At 67.4% G+C, this 21,602-nt stretch carries 19 protein-coding genes; 11 read left to right on the top strand and 8 right to left on the bottom strand.

The window, feature by feature from the left end:
• Window positions 1-20 precede the first annotated feature (20 nt).
• Window positions 21-1,583: a glutamate-cysteine ligase family protein gene (locus ACSG06_RS08650; RefSeq protein WP_440989863.1), complete on the bottom strand. Its 1,563-nt coding sequence runs from the start codon at window positions 1,581-1,583 to the stop codon at window positions 21-23.
• Window positions 1,584-1,817: 234 nt separating this feature from the next.
• Between ACSG06_RS08650 and ligA the strand changes: the two genes are divergently transcribed.
• The 3 genes from ligA to ACSG06_RS08635 all read left to right on the top strand — a co-directional run bounded on the left by ligA (window position 1,818) and on the right by ACSG06_RS08635 (window position 4,918).
• Entirely contained in the window at window positions 1,818-3,470 is a 1,653-nt protein-coding gene (gene ligA / locus ACSG06_RS08645; RefSeq protein ID WP_440989862.1) for an ATP-dependent DNA ligase LigA, read from the top strand.
• A 93-nt stretch (window positions 3,471-3,563) separates the two neighbouring features.
• Window positions 3,564-4,082: a hypothetical protein gene (locus ACSG06_RS08640; protein ID WP_440989861.1), complete on the top strand. Its 519-nt coding sequence runs from the start codon at window positions 3,564-3,566 to the stop codon at window positions 4,080-4,082.
• A gap of 83 nt (window positions 4,083-4,165) precedes the next feature.
• Entirely contained in the window at window positions 4,166-4,918 is a 753-nt protein-coding gene (locus ACSG06_RS08635; RefSeq protein WP_440989860.1) for an MBL fold metallo-hydrolase, read from the top strand.
• 15 nt (window positions 4,919-4,933) lie between these two features.
• Here ACSG06_RS08635 and ACSG06_RS08630 read toward each other — a convergent pair whose 3' ends face one another.
• The 3 genes from ACSG06_RS08630 to ACSG06_RS08620 all read right to left on the bottom strand — a co-directional run bounded on the left by ACSG06_RS08630 (window position 4,934) and on the right by ACSG06_RS08620 (window position 9,289).
• Complete coding sequence (locus tag ACSG06_RS08630) at window positions 4,934-5,617, bottom strand: hypothetical protein (RefSeq protein ID WP_440989859.1); 684 nt, start codon at window positions 5,615-5,617, stop codon at window positions 4,934-4,936.
• A 101-nt stretch (window positions 5,618-5,718) separates the two neighbouring features.
• A complete protein-coding gene (locus tag ACSG06_RS08625) occupies window positions 5,719-6,810 on the bottom strand; it encodes a DNA topoisomerase IV subunit A (protein WP_440989858.1) in 1,092 nt (363 codons plus the stop codon).
• Between the two features lies 1 nt (window position 6,811).
• Window positions 6,812-9,289, bottom strand: coding sequence for a DNA topoisomerase VI subunit B (locus ACSG06_RS08620; protein WP_440989857.1), 2,478 nt, complete (start codon window positions 9,287-9,289; stop codon window positions 6,812-6,814).
• 113 nt (window positions 9,290-9,402) lie between these two features.
• Here ACSG06_RS08620 and ACSG06_RS08615 point away from each other — a divergent pair, with 113 nt between their 5' ends.
• From ACSG06_RS08615 to ACSG06_RS08595, 5 genes are all read left to right on the top strand, one after another.
• Entirely contained in the window at window positions 9,403-9,726 is a 324-nt protein-coding gene (locus ACSG06_RS08615; RefSeq protein ID WP_440989856.1) for a hypothetical protein, read from the top strand.
• A gap of 139 nt (window positions 9,727-9,865) precedes the next feature.
• Entirely contained in the window at window positions 9,866-11,779 is a 1,914-nt protein-coding gene (gene gyrB, locus ACSG06_RS08610) for a DNA topoisomerase (ATP-hydrolyzing) subunit B (protein WP_440989855.1), read from the top strand.
• Window positions 11,776-14,292 (top strand): DNA gyrase subunit A, encoded by a 2,517-nt coding sequence (gene gyrA, locus ACSG06_RS08605; RefSeq protein WP_440989854.1) that lies wholly within the window; start codon window positions 11,776-11,778, stop codon window positions 14,290-14,292. Before gyrB ends, gyrA begins: the two co-directional genes overlap by 4 nt.
• A gap of 57 nt (window positions 14,293-14,349) precedes the next feature.
• Complete coding sequence (locus ACSG06_RS08600) at window positions 14,350-15,399, top strand: ferredoxin--NADP reductase (protein ID WP_440989853.1); 1,050 nt, start codon at window positions 14,350-14,352, stop codon at window positions 15,397-15,399.
• Window positions 15,400-15,470: 71 nt separating this feature from the next.
• A complete protein-coding gene (locus tag ACSG06_RS08595; RefSeq protein ID WP_440989852.1) occupies window positions 15,471-15,833 on the top strand; it encodes a hypothetical protein in 363 nt (120 codons plus the stop codon).
• Here ACSG06_RS08595 and rocF read toward each other — a convergent pair whose 3' ends face one another.
• Entirely contained in the window at window positions 15,834-16,760 is a 927-nt protein-coding gene (rocF, locus tag ACSG06_RS08590) for an arginase (protein ID WP_440989851.1), read from the bottom strand.
• Window positions 16,761-16,882: 122 nt separating this feature from the next.
• On the opposite strand from rocF, the gene ACSG06_RS08585 reads away from it, so the two are divergent.
• Window positions 16,883-17,263 carry a hypothetical protein gene (locus ACSG06_RS08585; protein ID WP_440989850.1) on the top strand — a complete coding sequence of 127 codons (381 nt, stop codon included), beginning with the start codon at window positions 16,883-16,885 and terminating at the stop codon, window positions 17,261-17,263.
• A 13-nt stretch (window positions 17,264-17,276) separates the two neighbouring features.
• Here the strand turns inward: ACSG06_RS08585 and ACSG06_RS08580 are convergent, their stop codons facing one another.
• Complete coding sequence (locus ACSG06_RS08580; RefSeq protein WP_440989849.1) at window positions 17,277-18,209, bottom strand: NAD-dependent epimerase/dehydratase family protein; 933 nt, start codon at window positions 18,207-18,209, stop codon at window positions 17,277-17,279.
• A 128-nt stretch (window positions 18,210-18,337) separates the two neighbouring features.
• Between ACSG06_RS08580 and ACSG06_RS08575 the strand changes: the two genes are divergently transcribed.
• Complete coding sequence (locus ACSG06_RS08575; RefSeq protein ID WP_440989848.1) at window positions 18,338-18,871, top strand: Rrf2 family transcriptional regulator; 534 nt, start codon at window positions 18,338-18,340, stop codon at window positions 18,869-18,871.
• 81 nt (window positions 18,872-18,952) lie between these two features.
• Entirely contained in the window at window positions 18,953-20,113 is a 1,161-nt protein-coding gene (locus ACSG06_RS08570; RefSeq protein ID WP_440989847.1) for an NAD(P)/FAD-dependent oxidoreductase, read from the top strand.
• A gap of 183 nt (window positions 20,114-20,296) precedes the next feature.
• Here the strand turns inward: ACSG06_RS08570 and ACSG06_RS08565 are convergent, their stop codons facing one another.
• Together ACSG06_RS08565 and ACSG06_RS08560 are read right to left on the bottom strand one after the other, a co-directional pair.
• A complete protein-coding gene (locus tag ACSG06_RS08565; protein WP_440989846.1) occupies window positions 20,297-20,707 on the bottom strand; it encodes a hypothetical protein in 411 nt (136 codons plus the stop codon).
• 57 nt (window positions 20,708-20,764) lie between these two features.
• Entirely contained in the window at window positions 20,765-21,586 is an 822-nt protein-coding gene (locus tag ACSG06_RS08560) for a nucleoside phosphorylase (RefSeq protein ID WP_440989845.1), read from the bottom strand.
• Window positions 21,587-21,602 lie beyond the last annotated feature (16 nt).

Genomic DNA, 21,602 nt, shown 5'->3' with positions numbered 1-21,602 from the left:
GTTCAGCGTCGGGACTATAATCAGTTCCGGCCTTCGCGGAGCCAGTCCGCGAAGCTCCCCGAGAGCAGCGTCTCGCGCTGGGTCTCGATGTACTCCCGCTGGGCGGCGTACACCGCCTCGTCGAACTCGGTGCCGTCCGCCACCAGTTCGCTCACGCGGTCGTGCTTCCAGCGCGCCGGGGTCGTGTGCTGGCGGACACGGACACGGAGCGGGTAGAGGAACGTCGCGGTGTCGTCGTCGCTCAGTCCCCGGTTCTTCAGCCCCTGCTCTGCGTGGTCGAGGATGTCCTCGTAGATGGCGACCGTGTCGGTCACCTGCTTGCCGTCGTTCGTGATCCAGGTGAAGTCGGCGTCGAGTCCGTCGCGCATCGCCCGGTAGAAGTTGTCGTGGGCGAGCTCCCAGTCGAGGTCCGCGACGGGGTGTTCGAGCTTCGGCAGCGCCTCCATCAGCCCCGCGAAGGCCGCCTGGAACGCGAGGCTGTCCCGGACCGTCGGCTGTGCGGGGATGGGCCGGAACTCGATGCGGGCGTTGGCCGCCGAGCGCGTCGGACCGCCGAACACCGGACGGACCCATCGCCAGTACGTGCCGTGTTTGGTCCGGAAGTGCGCGAACCTGTCGTCGAACCGGTTGGTCTCCTCGACCTCCAGCGGGACGAACGTGTCGTCCTCGGCGATGCGGTCGACGGCCTCCTCGACCGTCTCGAAGTCCCGCGGGAACCGCACCTTGCCGGCGGTGTCCGACGCCGCGTTGAGCACCGTCTCGAACACGCTGATGCGGTGTTCCATCCACGCGTCCTCGAGGATGGTCGCTGCGTCGGCGGACTCGTCGTACAGGTCCGGCGGGAAGAACGGCGAGTTGACGCCCAGCCCGAGGAGGGGACCGGCGACGCGAAGCGCGTAGCGGAAGAACGTCGGCAGGTCCGCCGCATGGGACACCTGATAGTGCGGCTGGATGGACGTGATGAGGCTCTCGGGCAGCACCGTGTCGGCCTGCAGGTCGACGTTCGGCGCGTCGAGGCGCATCCCCGCGCTCGTCGCCCGGTCGGTGTTCGCCATCCCGTGGTAGCGCGCCGAATCGCTCATGTTCGTCGCGATGCGGACCCCCCGGTCCTCGACACTGTCGGTGAGGTACTGGCTCGCCGTCTCGCCCTCGGGTGGGATGGTCCACATGCCGTCGCTGACGAGGCGCATCCCCTCGGCCCGGGTGCAGTCGAGGGCGGTCTCCAGTCTCGCCAGCACCTCGTGCTCCTGAGCCAGCAGTCCGTGGCCGTTGAACGGCTGCGGGCTCGTCGTCATCTCGGCGTTGTGGAGCCCGAGCTCCTTCTCGAAGCCGATGAACTCGAGCAGCCTGCGCGGCACGCGACGGAGGGGGTAGTTCCCGGCACCCCCGTGTCGCTCCGTGTCCGGCTCGGAGACCGCGTAGAACTCGTACTCCAGTCCGAGGATGGCCTGGGGGTTGTCGAACGTCCCCGCCGCCAGCTCCTCTTTCAGCACCGCGACGTCGTCGTCGACCTGCGACTGGAAGGCCTCGCGGTCGACCGACAACGCCGACTCGACTCGTTCGGCGAGGTCGTCGTCGGACATGGGGGACAGTCGGACGGGTGCGCTCTAAAAACCCGTGGGTCAGCAGGTTGGCGTGAATGGCGAACAGGCGACACTCGTCGCACCCAGGGAACCGTGTCGCACGACCGCTTCCCTCCCCGGGGCCGTCCGGTCTGGCACGCCGACGTTGGGCCCGGCATCAGACGTGAATCCTGGGACCCCGCCCGCCGACCGAATCCGACCCGTTTATCCCCCCGTCACCGGTACGCTCGGTCGATGAAGTTCGCGTCGTTCGCCGAGCGGCTGGCGGAGGTCGAGGCGGAGCCGGCGGACCTCGAGACGGTCGCGCTCGTCAGCGAGCTGTTCGCGACGGCCGACGACGACCTCGCAGTCGTCGCGCGGTTCGTCCAGGGACGGGTGTTCCCCGCGTGGGACGAGCGCAAGCTCGACGTGGGGCCGAGCACCTGCTACACGGCCATCGCCCGTGCGGCGGGGCCGAACGTCGACGCCGACGACGTCGAGGCCCGCGTCGCCGAGGTGGGCGAGATCGGTGCCGTCGCCGAGGAGTACGAGTTCGGTGGCCAGACCGGGCTCGGGGCGTTCGGCGCCGGGGGCGGCGGCGACGAGCGGACCGTCGGGTCGGTGTACGAGGACCTCGTCGCGCTCGCGTCCACCGAGGGGGCGGGGAGCGAGAGCGCGAAGGTCGACCGGCTGTTCGGGCTGTTCAACGAGAGCGAACCCACCGAGGCCCGCTACCTCGCGCGGCTCGTCCTCGCCGAGATGCGCATCGGGGTCGGTGAGGGCACTGTCAGGGACGCCATCGCGGACGCGTTCGCGGTGCCCGTCGACGCCGTCGAGCGCGCGCTCCAGGTGTCGAACGACTACGGCCTGGTCGCGGCAACGGCCCGCGACGAGGGCGAGGCGGGCGTGACGGCGATGGACCTCGAGGTCGGCAGGCCGGTCCAGCCGATGCTCGCGCAGGCCGGCACCGCGAGCGACGCGCTGGCGGACTGGGACGAGGCCGCCGTGGAGACGAAGTTCGACGGCGCCCGCGTGCAGGTCCACTGGGACGGCGACACGGTGTCGGTCTACTCGCGGAACATGGAGGACGTGACGGACCCGCTGCCGGAGGTGGTCGAGTTCGTCCGCGAGCACTGCGACGCGCCGGCCATCCTCGACGGGGAGGTCGTCGCGGTCGACGACGACGGCGAGCCCCTGCCGTTCCAGCAGGTGCTCCGCCGGTTCCGCCGGAAGCACGACGTCGCGCAGGCACGCGAGGCGGTCGGGGTCGAGCTCCGCGCGTTCGACTGCCTGCACGCCGACGGTGACGACCTGCTCGACGTGGCGCTGGTCGACCGGCACGACCGCCTCCGCGAGACGCTGGATGCGGGTGTCTCCGGGCTGCTCGTGACCGACGACGCGGACGCCGTCGCCGAGCACGAGGCCGACGCACTGGCTGCGGGCCACGAGGGCATCATGCTCAAGGACCCCGGATCGACGTACTCGCCGGGCAAGCGCGGGAAGCGCTGGTTGAAGCGCAAACCCGACGTGGAGACGCTGGACTGCGTCGTCGTCGGTGCCGAGTGGGGCGAGGGGCGGCGCGCGAACCTGTTCGGGACGTTCCACATCGCCGTTCGCGACGGCGACGACCACCTGCCGGTCGGCAAGGTCGCGACCGGCGTCACCGACGAGGAGTTGGCGGCGCTGACCGAGCGCCTCGAGCAGCACGTCGCCACGGAGTCCGGTCGCGACGTGACGTTCGAGCCCGCGGTCGTCTTCGAGGTCGGCTACGAGGAGATCCAGGCCTCGCCGACGTACGAGTCGGGCTACGCGCTCCGGTTCCCGCGCTTCGTGGGCGTCCGCGAGGACAAGGCGCCCACAGACGCGGACTCGCTGGAGCGGCTCGACCGGCTCGCCGAGTCGCAGTGAGACCCTGCGTCTCCATGGTTCGTCACGCGTCGGTCCGGCCGACCGTCGATTCGGCAAATACGCTTTTGTCCATCGGTCTCCCTTCGTGGCTGTATGGGAATCGGCACACCGCCGGACGACATCGGCGACGAGAAACCCGAGTGGGTCCGCGACCGTGCCGACGAGTTGGACGTCCAACCCGCCGTCGTCTGGGACTTCCTCGAGGACGATGCCGGTGGCGTCGCGACCGTCGACGAGCATCGAACCCGCCTCGCGAAGCTGTTCGACGCACACCTCGGACGGCCCATGCTCTCCGACCACTACCGGGTCCAGATCTACGACGGCGAGGACGGACGGTACGACTACGTCAAGGGGACCCACTACGCCCGCGACGCCAGCGAGGCGGTGCGCGAGGTCGTCCGGACCGTCGCCGAGGAACAGCAGCTGGTCGTCGAGCTCGACGGTACCACCGGCATCGCGGTGCGGTTCGACGAACCCGTCCCCTCCGCGGACGCCTGTCTCGCCGCCGATATCTGCCGGCGAGCGTTCGATACCACCCTCTCCGACCTCGACGAGGCGGTGTACGAGGTCGTCGACCAGGACACCCGGCACTCCTGGACCACGGTCGACTGACCCGGTGACCGACGGCCGACCGAGCCCCGGTTGGTCCGACCGTCTCCGTGGACGTTTTGCCACGGCCGCACCAACGACCAGCCATGACCATCCGTCACGACGGCCTGCTCGTCGACTGGCTCGGCTACGCGACCGCCCGCATCGAGGCACCGGACGGGACCGTCGTCTACCTCGACCCCGGCCGGTACGGCGTGCTCTCCGGGGAGTGGACGCCGCCCGGCGAGACGGACCTGCCCCACCCGGCACCGCAGAACGACTACCCGAAGGACGGCGACGTCGTCTGTGTCACCCACGACCACCACTACGACACGGACGCCATCCAGCGGGTCGCGACGCAGGAGGCCACCGTCGTCGTGTACGAGGGCGTGGACGCGACGAACATCGACCGGGAGGTGACGCCCGTCGACGAGCTCCCCTACGAGGTCGTCCGCGTCACCGACGAGGACCACGTCTCCGCGGCCGGCGTGGACTGCTGGACCGTCGCCGCGTACAACGACCCGGACGGCCCGCGCGCCGACCCGGACGGGTCGGTCACCCATCCACCGGGCTTCGGCTGTGGCTTCCTGCTCTCGGTCGGCGACGTGACGGTGTTCTGGCCGGGCGACTCCGACGCACTCGACGGCTTCGCTGAGCTCGACGTATCGCTGTTCCTCGCGAACATCGGTGGCACCGTCGTCAGCGACCGTCACGAGGCGGCCGACCTGGCCGAGCGCATGGACCCGGACCTGGTGCTGCCGATCCACTACAACACCATCGACATCCTCACGACCGATTCGGGCGCGTTCGCGGCCGACGTGGCCGGCCGTGGCGTCCCGGTCGTGCTCGACGAGACGTAGCGTGACGCGCCGAGTTCAGTTCTGCTCGTAGCTCACGAGCACCATCTCCATCGAGAGGCTCCCGTCCTCGTTGTAGTACGCGGTGTACGGAGCCAGCCCGAGGTCGGGCGAGAAGCAGCCCTCGTAGAGGACCGTCCCGTCGACCTGCATCTCTGAGGCGAAGCAGTCGACGCCGGCGTACGTGTCGACGCCGGTCACCTCGAAGCTCGCGGAGCCCTCGGCGGTCTGGTAGGACCAGCCCGAGCCCACCTCGAGCTCCTGCCCGGCGTACCACGCCGACGGCGTGAACATCGTCGTCAGCAGGAGGATGCCAGCGGGGTTGGCGTAGAGCTGGGACTGGACGGTCTCGCGGGTGCCGGTGACGGTCGACTCGAAGCGCTCGCCGCCGAGGTCGTACACCGTCCGGACGGTGATGGTGTCGCCGTCGACGGACTGGACATCCCAGACGAGCGAGCCCTCGCCCTCGCCCTCGACGAAGATGTCGTAGGTGTACGTCGCGGGCTGGTCGAACTCCAGGACCTCCCAGCTCCCGGGTTCGAGGTCGCCGCTGCTCCCGCCACCGCCGCTCCCGCCACCGCCGTTGCTCCCGCTGCTCGTCGGTGTGGCGGTCGGTGTCGAGTCGGAGTCGACGCCCACGCCGCCCACACACCCCGCGAGCAGCACTGTCAGTACGACCAGCAATGCAGTCCATCGTGCCATAGGACCCACACGACGGGAGACGAGATAACGGTTCCTAGCGACCGGATAGCAGCCAGTGCCGCGGGTTTCCAGGCATTCCTGACTTCAGGGACGAGGGGCCTTCAGATGACGCCCATCTCGGTGAGACGCTCGGGCAGGTACGTGTCGGTGACGAAGTCCAGACCGTTCGCCGCCAGTGCCTGCTGTTCGGCCTTCTTCCCGATGTCGAGCTGGAGCTCGATCTGCTCGGTCCAGAACTCGTCCTGGAACCGGGGGTCTTCCAGCTCGGACTCCAGTGCGTTCACGTCGGAGTCGGCGAGCGGGTCAGTCGGCAGGTCGTACTCCACGATGTCCTCGGGTCGGATGCCGACGTAGCGCGCCTCGGGCGTCGCGAGGTACTTCGAGAGGTGTGCGGACTTGATTGAGCCGTAGGCGACCGAGCCGAAGATGCGGTACGACCACGGGTCGCCGTCAGTGAACACCAGCACCGGCAGGTCGAGCTCGTCGTGGAGGCGTTTGGTGACGCGCCGCGTGGCGCGGGCCGGCTGTCCCTTCAGGTGGACGATGAGGCAGTTGTAGTCCGTGTCGAACCCGTTCTCGACGAGCCGGTCGCGCATACCACCCGTCTCCACGCACATGACGAAGTCGATGTCGTGGTCGGTGAACTCGATGGTGTCGGGGTTGTTCGGGATCTGGTAGCCGCCCTCACCGACGTCCTTCTGGCAGTGGATCTGGCGCTCGCCCCGGCGGGTCTGCTCGATGAGTTCGAGCGGGCCGATGAGCGTCGCACCCGACTCCTCCGGGCGCATGTGGAAGTCCTCGCGCTTTACCTCGCTGACGATCTCCAGGTCCTCGACGAGCTTGTTCGACTCGTCCTGGCCGTTGAACTGCGCCTCCTCGGCGTCCCAGGACTCGGAGAGGTAGTACAGCTCACGCAGGGTGGACGAGCGGTCCTCGTCCAGCTGGCGCGAGAGGAACTCGATGGTGTAGATGGCCTTCAGGAGCTTGCGTGCGCCCCGGACCGAGTTGGCCGAGCGCGTCGAGGTGCGGTCGCCGTACACCCAGACGTTGCTCTCCTCGTCGTACTCGATGTTGGACTTCGTCCGGGTTGGGAGCGTCATCGTCGGGACCTGCCCGTCCTCGAACTGGTCGTAGAACTCGGCGGCGAGGTCGATGAGTTGCTGTCGTGCGTCTGCGTCTGTGTCGGTGCTCATATCAGTTGGTCACGGTGAGTTTCGGTCCCTCGACCCCGCTGACGGAGAGGTCGAACGATGCGTCGGTCGCGACGGTGTACTCGAGGACGGCCTCGTCGCCCGAGCTCACCTCCGGCTGCCACTTGACGAACCACTCGCCGTCCATCTCGACGACGGTCGCCCCGTCGGTCAGGTTCGAGGGTTCGGCGGTGACGATGTCCGTCAGCTGGGGTGACTCCTTCGTCGAGGCGTTGTTCTCGACGCGGACTGTGACCGTCTGGCTGTCGCCGTTCTCCTTCGTCTCGCGCTCGACGAGGACGTTGTTCATGATGCGGGCCAGCGCGTCGTCGAAGTTCGGCTCCGGCCGACCGGTCACCTCGGCGACCTTCGTCGCCATCCGCGGCAGGATGTCCGCGAGGACGTTCTGTTTCTGCTGTCGCTTGCGCATCGAGCGCTGCTTCTTCAGGTAGGATTTGAGGTCGCGTGCGGCCTCCCGCACGGCGAGCTCTATCTCGTCCTCGATCTCCGGCACCGAGGCGACGGCGTCCTTCGACTCGCTGGTGAAGGGGACGTTCGTCGAGGCGACGTGGACCATGATGACGACCGGGCCGTTCGGGACGCCCCGGCCGCCGGGCTGATCGAGGTTGTAGTTCCGCCAGCCGATGTCCTGGATGACCTGCGTGATGGCACAGCCGCCGCGCTTGTAGACGAGCGGGACCCGGTTGGCGTACCGGAGGAGCTGGGCCTGCCCCTCGGCCTCGATGTCGCCGCCGTAGGCGATGCCGGCCTCCACGACGAACGGGTCGCCGGCGGTGACCTCGGCGTCGCGGGTCGCCGCCGAGTAGAACTCGGCGTCGAACTCCTTGCGGAGGCCGGCCTCGACGAGCTCCGCCGAGATTGGTGAGAGACACGACGTCGGCGGGGCGATGATGTCGGTCTTGCGCATCGCTGCGACAAGATCGCCGACGCCCTGCCGGTCGTCGGCGAGGTCCCGTACCTTCGGGGGGTCGTCCGGCACGGTGACCATCGTCTCCCACAACTCGTCCACGATGTTCTCGCGGGCGGTGTCACCGAAGGTCGCGTCCTCGCGCTCCTCGGTCATGTCCGCCGCGCGGTCGACGTAGTCCCGCACGGTGTCTCGATGGAGGCGGTTCCGACGGACGTCGGAATCGTCCCCGTCGTCGCCCTCCGGGACGAACTTCGCGGCGAGCCGGTCGGCGAACGCGACGACGACGGCGTCGTCCTTCTGGACCGAGGTGGCCGCGTCGGCGTGGGCGCGGACGTCGTCGCGGATGCGCGCGGTGTCGTCGGTCTCGTCGTCCTCGCTGGTGACGCCGTAGCCCGTGATGGCGGTCCAGACGCCCTCGACGACGTTCTCGCGAACGGTCGACCCGAACCGTGCCTCGGCCTCGACGGCCTCGGCGGCGACGTCGACCGCGTCCGCGACCTGGTGATGCGCCACGCGGCCGTCACGCGCGCGAGCGCCGAGCTTGATGACGACCTCGTCGGCGAACGCCGCAACGGCCTCGGAGGGCTTGTTGTTCACCGCCTCGGTGACCGCCGCGACGACCGCGTCGTCGTCGGGCAGCGACCACGCCATCTCGCGGCCGTAGTGGCGGTCGCGGAACGCGTCGACGATGTTGTCGGCGGTCTTCCGGCCGACGCGCGTGAACTCCGTCTGCAGGAACCCGGAGACGGAGTGCGAGTCGGTCGCCTTCAGCATCTTGAGCACGTTCCCGAGTTCGACCCCGTGTGGGTGCGGGCGGATCTCCTCCGTCTCCTCGGGGAGGTCCGCGTCGTAGTCGGCCTTGGCGACGAACTCCTGGTTCGGCTCCGAGAAGGAGATGGTCGCGTGCGGGTTGACGACCGCGGTGTGCTTGATGTAGTCCTGGAGCTGCTGGCGCGCCCGCATGTTCGCCGCCATCTCCAGCTCGATGCGTGTGCCGTGGGTGTCCCCGAGGTCGGACTCGCCCGGCGTGAGCTCGCGCTCCTCGCGGATCTCCGGCTCGTTGTCGTCGGTGTCGATGACGATCTCGAACTCCATGACCGTCTCCGACCCCTTGGTCCGGGAGGTGATCTTCGCCGGCTTCCCGCTGGTCAGCTGGGAGTACAGCACGGCCGCGGAGATACCGATACCCTGCTGCCCGCGTGACTGTTCGCGCGCGTGGAACCGGCTGCCGTACAGCAGCTTCCCGAAGATCTTCGGGATCTGCTCCTTGGTGATGCCGGGCCCGTTGTCCTCGACGGCGAGCCGGTAGTAGTCGCCCGACTCCGCGATCTCGACGGAGATGTTCGGTCGGATTCGGGCCTCCTCCGTGGCGTCCAGCGCGTTGTCGACGGCCTCCTTGACGGCCGTGACGAGCGCCCGGGCCTCGGAGTCGAACCCGAGCATCTGCTTGTTCTTCTCGAAGAACTCGGCGATGGAGATGGCCCGCTGGCTCTCGGCCAACTCCTCGGCGATCCCAGCCTCCTCGCCGAGTGTCTGCTGGAAGGACGTCATTCTGTACTCCCCCTTTCCGCGGCCGAGGTTAAAAGGGGTACGCTGGCGGAGTGAAAGTGAAGCCGACGGCCAGCAGAGTCAAAACGGGACCCATCGTATCAATTGCACAAGAGATGGTCGTCTCCACGACGGGTGCCCCGGGAAACAGCGTGCTCCTGACCGGCGTGGCCCTCGTCGCGCTGGTCGTGGCGACGCGGACGACGATGCTGCTCGTCCAGCGTGGCGCGTTCGGTGACGCCAGACCCTGGCTCTCGGCCGGCGTCACGGTCTGCGAGGCCAACGCGCTGTTGCTCGTCGCACTCACCGGCTATCTGCTGGCGTCGAACCAGCCCGTGCCGACGCCACTGCTGCTCGCCGGTGGAGGTGTCATGCTCGCCGCGCTCGGCTCGTACCAGTGGGTGGTCGCCCACACCGCCGACGCCAGCGGGCATCGCTGACCGCGTCCGAACCTCGATTCTGGTCTTTTATCCCGGTAATGGGACGTTTCCCGTCACCGCGTGGTGATTTTCGGGTCACGCGCGAGCGCGCACACGTGACTTTTATTAACCCACGCCATCTACCCGGAATCAGGTTTTCATGTCCAACGAAAATGAGTACAGCGCCGGTCAAATCCAGGTCCTCGAGGGCCTGGAGGCCGTCCGAAAACGGCCGGCGATGTACATCGGTTCTACCGACTCTCGAGGCCTCCATCACCTCGTCTACGAGGTGGTCGACAACTCCATCGACGAGGCCCTCGCCGGCTACTGCGACGACATCACGGTGACCATCCACGAGGACGAGTCCGTGAGTGTCTCCGACGACGGGCGCGGTATCCCCGTCGACACACACGAAGAGCACGACAAGCCCGCGCTGGAGGTCATCATGACCGTCCTGCACGCCGGTGGGAAGTTCGACAACAAGTCCTACCAGGTGTCCGGCGGCCTCCACGGCGTCGGCGTCAGCGTCGTCAACGCGCTGTCGAAGCGCCTCGAGGTCGAGGTCACGCGCGACGGCGCCGTCTGGAAGCAGGCGTTCAAGCGCGGCGTCCCGAAGGGCGAACTCGAGCGCGTCCGCGACATGGACGCCGACGAGGAAACCGGGACCAGCATCCGGTTCTGGCCCGACCAGGAGATCTTCGAGACCACCGACTTCTCGTTCAAGACGCTCGCCAACCGCCTGCGCGAGCTCGCGTTCCTCAACTCCGGGGTCAACATCGGCATCGTCGACGAGCGCGACAGCGCGTCCGAGACGTTCCACTACGAGGGCGGCATCAAGGCGTTCGTCCGCTACCTCAACGAGACCAAGACCGCCCTCCACGAGGACGTCATCTACTTCGAGGACGAGGAGGAGAACATCCAGGTCGAGGTCGCGATGCAGGCGACCGACGAGCTCCAGGGCTCCATCCACGCCTTCGCCAACAACATCAACACGCGCGAGGGCGGTAGCCACCTCACCGGGTTCAAGACCGCGCTCACGCGGGTCGTCAACGACTACGCGACGACCAACGGGATGCTGAAGGACCTCGACGACACCCTCAAGGGCGAGGACATCCGCGAGGGCCTGACCGCCGTCATCTCCATCAAGCACCCCGACCCGCAGTTCGAGGGGCAGACGAAGACGAAGCTCGGGAACAGCGAGGTCCGCGGCATCGTCGAGAGCGCGATGCACGACCACCTCGACACGTACTTCGAGGAGCACCCGAACACCGCCGAAGCCATCATCGGGAAGGCCGTCGAGGCCGCGAAGGCGCGCAAGGCCGCGAAGAAGGCCGAGGAGCTGACCCGCCGCAAGAGCGCACTGGAGAACACCGCGCTGCCGGGCAAGCTCTCCGACTGTCAGACCAAGGACCCCTCCGAGGCGGAGCTGTTCATCGTCGAGGGTGACTCCGCCGGTGGGTCGGCCAAGCAGGCCCGGAACCCCGAGTTCCAGGCGGTCCTCCCCATCCGCGGGAAGGTGCTGAACGTCGAGAAGCACCGCCTCGACCGCATCCTCGAGAACGACCAGATACGGAACCTCATCACGGCCATCGGCACCGGTATCGGTGACGAGTTCGACATCGAGGAGGCGCGCTACGAGAAGATCATCATGGCGACAGACGCCGACGTCGACGGCGCGCACATCCGGACCCTGCTGCTGACGTTCCTCTACCGGCACATGCGCCCGCTCATCGAGGCCGGCTACGTCTACGCGACGAAGCCGCCGCTGTACCGCATCCGGTACGACGGCAACACGTACGACGTGATGACCGAGGCCGAGCGCGAGGAGGTCGTCCGCGAGAAGTGCAACGGGAACCCGACGCAGGTCCAGCGGTTCAAGGGCCTCGGCGAGATGAACCCGAAGCAGCTCTGGTCGACCACGATGGACCCCGACAACCGCGTCCTGAAGCGCATCGACATCGAGGACGCCGCCGCGGCCGACAAGATGTTCTCGGTGCTGATGGGCGACGCCGTCGGCCCGCGCAAGCAGTTCATCAAGGAACACGCGCCTGAGGCGAACTGGGTGGACATATGAGCTCGGAAGCACCCGACGCCCCCGACGTCCCGGCGGACCGCGTCGAGCACGTCCGCATCGAGGACGAGATGGAGCAGAGCTACATCGACTACGCGATGTCCGTCATCGTCGGCCGCGCGCTGCCCGACGTGCGCGACGGCCTCAAGCCCGTCCACCGGCGCATCCTCTACGCGATGCACGAGATGGGCGTCACCAGCCGGACGAGCCACCGCAAGAGCTCGTCCATCGTCGGCGAGACGATGGGTGACTACCACCCGCACGGCGACCAGGCCATCTACGACACGCTCGTCGGCATGGCGCAGGACTTCTCCATGCGCTACCCCCTCGTCGACGGCCAGGGGAACTTCGGTTCGATGGACGGCGACCCCGCCGCGGCGATGCGGTACACGGAGGCCCGCATGGCCCCCATCGCCGAGACGCTGCTCGAGGACATCGAGAAGGACACCGTCGACTTCTCCAGCAACTACGACGACCGCCTGAGCGAGCCCGACGTGCTGCCCGCGGCGTACCCGAACCTGCTCGTCAACGGCAGCACGGGGATCGCCGTCGGCATGTCGACGAACATCCCGCCGCACAATCTCGGCGAGATCATCGACGCGACCATCGAGGTCATCGACAACCCCGACTGCGACGTGAACGACCTGATGGAGCACGTCAAGGGGCCGGACTTCCCGACCGGCGCGAACATCGTCGGCCGCAACGCCGTCCGCAAGGCGTACGCGACCGGTCGCGGCCGCATCCGTGTCCGCGCCGAGTTCGAGGTCGAGGAGTGGAAGAACGACCGGAAGCGCATCGTCATCACGGAGGTCCCCTACCAGGAGAACAAGGCCCGACTCGTCGAGCGCATCGCCGAGAACGTCAACGAGGGCAAGATAGAGGACATCTCTGACCTGCGCGACGAGTCCGACCGCAACGGCGTCCGCATCGCCATCGACCTCAAGCGCGGTGCGAACGTCGACGTGGTGAAGAACCAGCTCATCGAGCACCACCTCGAGAAGACGTTCGGGGTCATCAACCTCGCGCTGGTCGACGGCCAGCCCAAGGTGCTCTCGCTGAAGGAGACCCTGGAGCACTACGTCGACCACCGTCGGGAGGTCGTCCGTCGGCGCTCCCAGTTCGAACTCGACGAGGCCCAGGACCGCGCCCACATCCTCGAGGGCCGGCTCATCGCGCTCGACAACGTCGACGACGTGGTCGAACTCATCCGCAACTCCGACGACCGCGACGCCGCGAAGGCGGGGCTGCAGGAGGAGTACGACCTCTCCGAGGCCCAGACCGAGCACATCGTCCGGATGCAGCTGGGCTCGCTGACGAGCATGGAACGCACGGAGATCGAGGAGGAGTACGAGAGCGTCCAGGAGACCATCGAGTACCTCCAGTCCGTCCTCGACAGCGAGGAGAAGCTGCTCGGCGTCATCAAGGACGAGCTCCGCGACGTCAAGGACGAGTACGACGACGACCGTCGTACCTCCTTCGTCGAGGACACGGGCGAGGTCACCCACGAGGACCTCATCCCGGAGGAGGACGTGCTCGTCGTCGTCACCGAGGACGACTACGTCAAGCGGATGCCCGTCGACGCCTTCGACGCCCAGCACCGCGGCGGGAAGGGCATCATCGGCGGCGACATCAAGGAGGGCGACCGCGTCTCGAAGGTGTTCCGCGCGAGCACCCACGACTACCTCCTCTGCTTCACGAACCACGGGCAGGTGTACCAGCTGAAGGCCTACCAGATACCGGAGATGTCCCGCACGGCGCGCGGGAAGTCGGCGGTGAACATCCTCAAACTCGACGACGGCGAGGAGATCACCGCCGTCGTCAACACCGACGACTTCGAGCCGGACGAGGCCATCACGATGGTCACCCGGAACGGCTACGTGAAGCGCACGAAGACCGAGGACTTCCAGAACATCCTCTCGACCGGCATCATCGCCGCGAAGCTCGACGAAGATGACGAGCTGGTCGACGTCGACGTCACCGACGGCACCAAGGACCTCGTCATCGCCACCGAGAACGGGATGACTATCCGGTTCGACGAGGACGAGGTGCGCACGATGGGCCGGAACGCACGCGGCGTCCGGGGCATCAAGCTCACCGAGGGCGACCACGTCGCCGGCCTCGTCGCCACCGACGAGGACGACGAGCGGGCGCTGCTGACGGTCACGAAGCGCGGCTACGGGAAGCGGACCCTCCTGTCCAACTACCGCCGGCAGTCCCGGTACGGGAAGGGCCTCATCGACATCAAGACGAACGAGCGCAACGGCCACGTCACGTCGGTGAAGGCCGTCGAGGAGGACGACCACCTCGTCGTCATGTCCGAGCAGGGTCAGATCATGCGGACCCGCGTCGCCGACATCTCGCTGCAGGGGCGCAACACCATGGGTGTGACCGTGATGGACGTCGTCGACGACGACGCCGTCGCGACCGTCGACGTGATTCCGACACCGGACGAAGACGCTGTCGAGTCGGACGCCGACGCGGCCGACGACGACGGGTCGGACGACGACGCGAACTGATCCGATAGCAGCCACCACGGCGGAGTCTTTTCTTCCTCCCGCGCTGAACCGAGGACCATGGACATCCCGCGGCAGCTCGGACATCACGAGGCGGCGGAGACGCTTCCGCTGGTGACCGAGTCGGCGACGGTGACGGACGTGACACCGATGGACGAGAACCGGGTCGAGGAGGTCGAACGAGCGGTGCGTCGGCTACTGGCCCGGAACGACGTGGGGCACTGGCTCGACGCCGAGGACGACGGTGCCGACGTGGACTGGGCGGACCTCCAGTCCCGAGCCGGCGAGGCCGGCTTCCCCGAGTCGGAGCTGGACGCGCTGTCCGACCTCGCGAACCGGTTCGAGCGACCGTACCCGTCGCTGCTGCGGGTGCGTGTCCGCATCGACGACGCCGACTTCGAGTTCGCGCCGGGGCAGTACGCGACAGTGACGTTCGACGGGACGCCGCGACCGTACTCCATCGCCAGTTCACCCACCCGTGACGAGGTAGAGTTCTGCATCAGACGCGTGCCGGGCGGCCGGTTGACCCCGGACATCTTCGAGCAGCTCGCGGTCGGCGACGAGGTCACGGTCCGCGGCCCGAACGGCGAGATGGTCCTCTCGGAGCCGTCGACGAACGACCTCGTCTTCCTCGCGACCGGGACCGGCGTCGCCCCGTTCAAGAGCATGGTGGACTACCTGTTCGACAGCGAACGGAACGTCGTCGACGGCCACGAGCGCGATATCTGGGTGTTCCTCGGTGCGGCGTGGGCGGACGACCTCGCCTACCGGGAGGCGTTCCGTCGGTACGACGACGAGCGGGAACGGTTCCACTTCGTCCCGACGCTCACCCGGGAACGCCACCTCACGGAGTGGACGGGTGAGACCGACTACGTCCAGCGCGTCCTCCTGAAGTACGTCGACGAGTCCGCGGTCGACACCGCCGCCGTTCCGGAGTCGCTCGCCGGGTCCCTCGCTGCGTCGCCTGCTCTGGACATCGACGCCCGGATCGACCCCCGCACCGTCGACGTGTACGCGTGCGGAATCTCGGCGATGGTCGAGCAGCTCGTCGCCGCCACCCGGGCGATCGGCGTCCCGGCGGACGCCACCCAGTTCGAGGGGTTCGGATGACACCGGGTTCCGTTCGAGGGTGCGGTCGGTCGAACCAGTAGTTTTTTCCGAACCAATCGAGACTGAACCGTATGGTTGTCAATCATACGTCAACTGGCGTCCGTCTCATCGGGGCCTACTTCGTCCTGAACGCGCTGATCTTCGGCTCCATCGGGCTGGGGGCCCTGGACCAGGGCATCGGGCAGTTCGCCATGGTGGTCGGTCTCGCCATGCTCCTCGTCGGGTTCGGCCTCCTCGACGGCCGAGACTGGGGATTCACGGGGGGAATCCTCGGTGCCTTCCTCGCGTTCATCGTGAACGCGGCACTGTTCATGGACGGACGGAGTATCGGCATGGGTGGCGCCCTCGTCTCGCTGCTCGTGGTCGGCTACCTCATCAAGGAGAAGGGACCGAGTTCGCGCTCCTGGGCACCCTCCGGGCCGCGTGGTCCCTGACTACAGGATACGCTTCCCGAGCGCGCTGGCGGCGAGCTCCGTCGCCAGCTTCGCCGTCTGGTTGTGCTCGTCGAGCACCGGGTTGACCTCGACGGCGTCCATCGACCGCAACACGTCGTGCTTCTCGTCGTACTCCGCGACCCGTTCGAGCGCGTAGTGTGCCTCGCGGTAGGTCGCACCGCCGTGGACCGGTGTGCCGACGCCGGGCGCCTCGTTGGGTTCGAGCCAGTCCAGGTCGAGGCTGACGTGGATGCCGTCGACGCCGTCGGTGGCGATCTCGAGCGCGCGGTCGATGATCTCGCTCATGCCGTGCTCGTCGATGTCGGACATCGTGAACGCGGTGGCGTCGCTCTCGCGGATTCCCTCGCGCTCGGCCTCGTCGAGCGAGCGCAGCCCCACCCAGACGACGTTCTCCTCCTGGAGCCCCGGTGCGTTCGCCCACTCGACGTCCGCGAGGTCTCGATAGCCCAGCGCGGCAGCCAGCGGCATGCCGTGGATGTTGCCGCTGGGCGAGGTCTCCGGCGTGTTGTAGTCGCCGTGGGCGTCGAACCAGATAGCACCGATGTCCGCGTCGCGACTGGACCCCGAGAGACAGCCGATGGCGATGGAGTGGTCGCCGCCGAGGACGAGCGGGACCCCGCCGTCATCGATGGCCTCCGCGACCTGGTCGGCGAGCCGGAGCGAGACGTCCTCGACCTCGCGGACGAACTTCGCCGTCCGGCCCTCCTCGGTCGGCTCGTCGACGGTGGGGTCTCGCGTCTCGGCCGTCGGCACCAGCAGGTCGCCCGTATCGACCACGTCGACGCCCGCCGCACGCAGCTCGTCGGCCAGCCCCGCGTACCGGATGGCCGACGGCCCCATGTCGACGCCCCGTCGGTTCGCCCCGTAGTCTGTCGGTGCACCGATGATGCGGACCTCTCTTTCCATGGCCGGGATTTCTCGCGGGCACCGTATGAAGCGTCCGGTCGAACGACAGCCGTCAGGAGTGACAACGGTGAACATTTAACCTACAGGGAGCTATAAGTTCCCACACGAGGATTCCGAACCACATGAGCACAGAAGAGTACTACTCGGACGAGGAGGGCCGGAGCAGCCTCCTCCTCCGGTTCGTCGTCTGGCTCCTCGCGCTGATACTGCTGGGGCGAGTGTTCGGCAACAACTCGCTGTACGACCTCCGCCAGCTCAGGGCCGAGCAGGTCGCCATCCGCCTCGGGACGCTGGCCGTGCTCGCGAGCTTCTTCTTCTGGACCATCTTCGTCGCGCGGCACGACGTCGTCGCTATCGTCTTCATGGCCTCGGCGGGGTTCATCGGGATGTACACCCTCCCGCTCGTCGTCGTGAAGCTGATGACCTACGCGACGGAGCGCGCCGAGTTCGAGGAGGCCCGGAAGTGGGAGAGCATCACCGACGGGCGCGACTTCGAGCGCTGAACGGGCCGACAGATCACTCGAGATACGGCTCGCAGACCAGCTCTAGCCCCTCGTCGAACGATATCTCCGGCTCCCAGCCGGTTGCCTCGCGCATCTTCGACGCGTCGGCCATCGTGTGCTGGACGAACACGTCCTCGTCGATAGGGTTCTCGACGTGCTCGGGTTCCACCTCGGCGCCCAGAATCGCACCGAGCCTGTCGACGACCTCGTTCGCGGTGTACTGCTCGCCGGTGCCGAGGTTGAAGATGCCCTGGAGCTCGTGGTCGGCCGCGAGTTCGATGCCGCGGACGATGTCCTGGACGTGCGTGAAGTCCCGCGAGTGGGTGCCGTCGCCGTAGATGACCGGCGACTCGCCGTTGGCCACGTCGTCTGCGAACTGCGCGATGATGTTCGCGAACTCGCCCTTGTGGGCCTCCGCGCCACGGTAGCCCTGGTACACCGAGAAGAAGCGCAGCCCGGCCATCGTCATGTCGTGGTAGTTGTGGAAGTACTCGGCGTAGCGCTCGCGGGCGAGCTTCGAGGCCTCGTAGCCGGTGTTGGCCTCGACGGCCATCGACTCCGGCGAGGGCTCGGACCGGTTGCCGTAGATGGAGGACGTGGAGGCGTAGACGACGGTGTCACAGCCGTCCTCGCGGACCTGCTCGACGGTGTTCGCGAAGCCCTCGACGTTCACGCGGAGTCCGGTGCAGAGGCTCTCGCGGGAGTCCTCGTGCATCTTCAGCGAGGAGAGCGCAGCGAGGTGGAACAGCGCGTCGACGCCCTCGGTCGGGAGGTCGTCGTCGAGCACGCTCTGCTCGTGGAACTCGACGTCGTCGTCGAGGTTCTCCGGGGTGCCGAGGAAGCAGTCGTCGACGACGACGACCTCGTTGTCGGCGGCGAGGTGGTTCGCGAGATTCGACCCGATGAAGCCAGCGCCCCCTGTGACGAGGACCCGGTTCCCGTTCATGTGCGGTGGTTCGACGGGCTGGTTTGTAGCATTGTCGCTTCACGGGGTCACAGCCCCACCAGCGACGGCCGGAGCGGTATGCAGGTGTATCCCACGGATTTAAGGACGCGAGCGACCAACCAGATGCTATGTCATCTATCGAACTCACGCCGAGCCAGAAGAACATCTTGCAGGCGTTGATCAACCTCCACCGGGAGGACGAGAACGCGGTGAAGGGGGAGGACATCGCACAGCGTGTCGACCGGAACGCGGGCACCATCCGGAATCAGATGCAGAGCCTGAAGGCGCTCCAGCTCGTCGAAGGCGTTCCCGGCCCGAAGGGCGGGTACAAACCGACGGCCGCCGCCTACGAGGCACTGGAGATACAGCAGATGGACGAGCCGGCCGCGGTGCCGTTCCTCCACGAGGGCGAGACCGTCGAGGGCGCCATCGTCGAGGAGATCGACCTCTCGTCGGTCCACCACCCCGAGCTCTGCCGCGCCGAGATCCACGTGCAGGGCTCGGTTCGGGACATCCACGAGGGGGACGAGGTCACCGTCGGGCCGACGCCGCTCTCGAAGCTGCTCGTGAAGGGCACGGTCGACGGCAAGGACGACACGAACAACATCGTCATCCTCCGTATCGACGAGATGACGGCGCCGGCGGGCGAGCCCGAACACTGACTCGGCATCTATACTGACAACCTCTCGCACGCCCATCCGGGTTTCAACACCTTTGTATCGGTCGGTTTCTGAAGCTCCCGTATGGCTACGAAGGTCGTCGTGCTCGGCGCGGGGTACGCGGGTGCCGGCACGGTCAAGGACTTGCAGAAGCAGCTGGGCCAGGGTGTCGAACTGACGTGGGTGGCCGACGTCGACTACCACCTCGTTCTCCACGAGTCCCACCGCGTCATCCGGGACCCGTCGGTGCAGCACAAGATCACGATCCCGGTCGGCGAGATCGCCGACCCGGGCACCGAGTTCATCCGGGGGGAGGTCACCGGACTCGACACCGACGAGCGCGTCGTCGAGGTCGACGACGGCGAGACGACCGTCGACTACGACTACGCCGTCGTCGCGCTGGGCAGCCAGACCGCCTACTACGGCATCCCCGGCCTCGAGGAGCACTCCTACACCCTGAAGGGCCTCGACGACGCACTCGAGATCCACGAGGCGGTCAAGGAGGCCGCCCAGGACGCCACGCGCGACGACCGGGCACAGGTCGTCGTCGGCGGTGCGGGCCTCTCCGGCATCCAGTCCGCCGGCGAGATCGCGGAGTTCCGCGACAAGCACCGCGCACCGATGGACATCTACCTCGTCGAGGCGCTCGAGGAGATCTTCCCGCCGGGCGACCCGGAGATCCAGGGCGCGCTCCGCAAGCGCCTGCAGGACAACGACATCGAGATCCTCACCGACGACCCCATCACGGAGGCCGAGTCGGACACGATCCACTTCGACGAGCGCGAGCCACTGGACGCCGACGTGTTCCTCTGGACCGGCGGCGTCACCGGCCGCGACTGCATGGACGGCGTCGACGTCGAGAACGAGCACAACCGCCTCAACGCCGAGATGGACTTCCAGACCTCCGACGAGCGCGTCTTCGCCCTCGGTGACTCCGCCATCGTCGACCAGCCCGGCGAGCACCCCGCCCCGCCGACGGCACAGGCCGCCTGGCAGGCCGCCGAGGTCGTCGCCGACAACGTCGTCCGCGCCATCAACGGCCAGCGACTGGAGACCTGGACCCACGAGAACAAGGGGACCGTCGTCTCCGTCGGCGAGAGCGCCGTCGCCCACGACGTCTACATCTCCCCCGTCAGCACGTTCGGCGGCTTCCCGGCGAAGATGCTGAAGAAGGGCATCGCCGCGCGCTGGATCGCCGATTTGACCTCCTGGAAGCGCGCCTGGAACGCCTGGGACGCGCTGTAGGACGGGCCGCAGCTCTCTCCGATTTCTACGCCGATTCTTTATATCCGAAGCCGAACCCAGAGCCGTCGTGTCCTGAACGACGACGGCGTGGGGGACGAGGCGGGTGTGCGACACACCCCACGCTCGCGGCCCGGTCGCCTGTTCGCAATCAGAAGGGCCAGCGGAACGTCGTCCGCAACACCGTCACTCGCACTGGATTCTCGTTCCGTTCGTGGGGTCCTCCCCCGAATCCTCCGTCCGGAACGTGCCTTCGACTCCACGATAGTAGTAGGCCGTCACCTCGTAGTCCACGCGCTGGTCGGGTTCGTCTTCTGCGGACTTGATTGTCCCGAACGTGGTACGGAGTTCGGCGTAGATGCCCGCTTCCCGGGTGTCGAATTCGACGACCGCCGGGTCGAGCGAGCCGTCTATCCGTTCGTCGTCGTCGACGACTTCTGTTCGGATGTACTGTGATTCACAGTCGATGAACTGCTGACGCTCGACTGTCGTTTCCTCGGTGGTGTTCTCCGCTCTGTCCGTATCACCTGGGATATCTCCGAGACACCCTGACGCGACCGGTACGACAGCACAGGCGAGGAACGCCCGTCGGTCCATAGCCCTCGCTTCGCTGGCTAAAATATATGTTTTCTGGTGGGAATGGCCCGTGTCGTACTACTCGATGGAGAGCCCGGCGTGCCAGCGGTCGACGCCGGCCTCGGCCTTCACCTCGTCCATCTTCGCGAGCAGCTTCGTCGCCAGCGACGCCGTCTCCGAGGCACGGCGCTCGCCCTCCGTCCGGAACTCGCCGGTCACGCGGTTGGCGTAGACGGAGCAGACCGCCCCGGCCCGGAGGCCGTAGACGTTGGCGATGGTCATGATGGCCGCGGCCTCCATCTCGATGTTCTTCACGTTCGCCTCCTGGAGATGCTCGACGAGGTCCTCCGCGCCCTCGGCCATGAAGCCCTCGAAGCCGGGGCGGCCCTGCCCGGAGTAGAAGGAGTCGGCGGACATCGTGACGCCGGTGTGGTAGTCGTAGCCGAGGCGCTCGGCGGCGGCGACGAGCGCGCTGACGACCTCGAAGTCGGCCGTCGCGGGGTATTCGTCCCGGACGTACGCCTTGCTGGTGCCCTCCTGTCGCATCCCGCCGGTCGTGATGACGAGGTCGCCCACGTCCATCTCGGGCTGGATGGCTCCACAGGAGCCGACGCGGATGAACGTGTCCGCGCCGACGCGGGCCAGCTCCTCGACGGCGATGGCCGCTGAGGGAGAGCCGATGCCCGTCGACGTGACCGAGATCGGTTCGCCGTCGTAGGTGCCCGTCGCGGTGCGGTACTCGCGGTGGTAGGCGACCTCCTCGGCGTCGTCCCAGTAGCTCGTGATCTTGTCGACTCGCTCGGGGTTGCCCGGCAGCAGAACCGTGTCTGCCACGTCGCCCGGCGTCAGCTCCACGTGGTACTGCATCTCCTGGTTCGGGTCCTCGCTCGCGTCAGTCATGGCCCCGGTTTCATCG

The sequence above is a fragment of the Haloarchaeobius baliensis genome (genome assembly GCF_052060055.1).
Lineage (GTDB): Archaea > Halobacteriota > Halobacteria > Halobacteriales > Natrialbaceae > Haloarchaeobius > Haloarchaeobius baliensis.
This window is presented reverse-complemented; position numbering and strand designations above follow the sequence as displayed.

Bases quoted from the DNA above. Each gene is read 5' to 3' on its own strand.
- ACSG06_RS08650 (WP_440989863.1), bottom strand. From the start codon at position 1,583: ATGTCCGACGACGACCTCGCCGAACGAGTCGAGTCGGCGTTGTCGGTC.
- ligA (WP_440989862.1), top strand. From the start codon at position 1,818: ATGAAGTTCGCGTCGTTCGCCGAGCGGCTGGCGGAGGTCGAGGCGGAG.
- ACSG06_RS08640 (WP_440989861.1), top strand. From the start codon at position 3,564: ATGGGAATCGGCACACCGCCGGACGACATCGGCGACGAGAAACCCGAG.
- ACSG06_RS08635 (WP_440989860.1), top strand. From the start codon at position 4,166: ATGACCATCCGTCACGACGGCCTGCTCGTCGACTGGCTCGGCTACGCG.
- ACSG06_RS08630 (WP_440989859.1), bottom strand. From the start codon at position 5,617: ATGGCACGATGGACTGCATTGCTGGTCGTACTGACAGTGCTGCTCGCG.
- ACSG06_RS08625 (WP_440989858.1), bottom strand. From the start codon at position 6,810: ATGAGCACCGACACAGACGCAGACGCACGACAGCAACTCATCGACCTC.
- ACSG06_RS08620 (WP_440989857.1), bottom strand. From the start codon at position 9,289: ATGACGTCCTTCCAGCAGACACTCGGCGAGGAGGCTGGGATCGCCGAG.
- ACSG06_RS08615 (WP_440989856.1), top strand. From the start codon at position 9,403: ATGGTCGTCTCCACGACGGGTGCCCCGGGAAACAGCGTGCTCCTGACC.
- gyrB (WP_440989855.1), top strand. From the start codon at position 9,866: ATGTCCAACGAAAATGAGTACAGCGCCGGTCAAATCCAGGTCCTCGAG.
- gyrA (WP_440989854.1), top strand. From the start codon at position 11,776: ATGAGCTCGGAAGCACCCGACGCCCCCGACGTCCCGGCGGACCGCGTC.
- ACSG06_RS08600 (WP_440989853.1), top strand. From the start codon at position 14,350: ATGGACATCCCGCGGCAGCTCGGACATCACGAGGCGGCGGAGACGCTT.
- ACSG06_RS08595 (WP_440989852.1), top strand. From the start codon at position 15,471: ATGGTTGTCAATCATACGTCAACTGGCGTCCGTCTCATCGGGGCCTAC.
- rocF (WP_440989851.1), bottom strand. From the start codon at position 16,760: ATGGAAAGAGAGGTCCGCATCATCGGTGCACCGACAGACTACGGGGCG.
- ACSG06_RS08585 (WP_440989850.1), top strand. From the start codon at position 16,883: ATGAGCACAGAAGAGTACTACTCGGACGAGGAGGGCCGGAGCAGCCTC.
- ACSG06_RS08580 (WP_440989849.1), bottom strand. From the start codon at position 18,209: ATGAACGGGAACCGGGTCCTCGTCACAGGGGGCGCTGGCTTCATCGGG.
- ACSG06_RS08575 (WP_440989848.1), top strand. From the start codon at position 18,338: ATGTCATCTATCGAACTCACGCCGAGCCAGAAGAACATCTTGCAGGCG.
- ACSG06_RS08570 (WP_440989847.1), top strand. From the start codon at position 18,953: ATGGCTACGAAGGTCGTCGTGCTCGGCGCGGGGTACGCGGGTGCCGGC.
- ACSG06_RS08565 (WP_440989846.1), bottom strand. From the start codon at position 20,707: ATGGACCGACGGGCGTTCCTCGCCTGTGCTGTCGTACCGGTCGCGTCA.
- ACSG06_RS08560 (WP_440989845.1), bottom strand. From the start codon at position 21,586: ATGACTGACGCGAGCGAGGACCCGAACCAGGAGATGCAGTACCACGTG.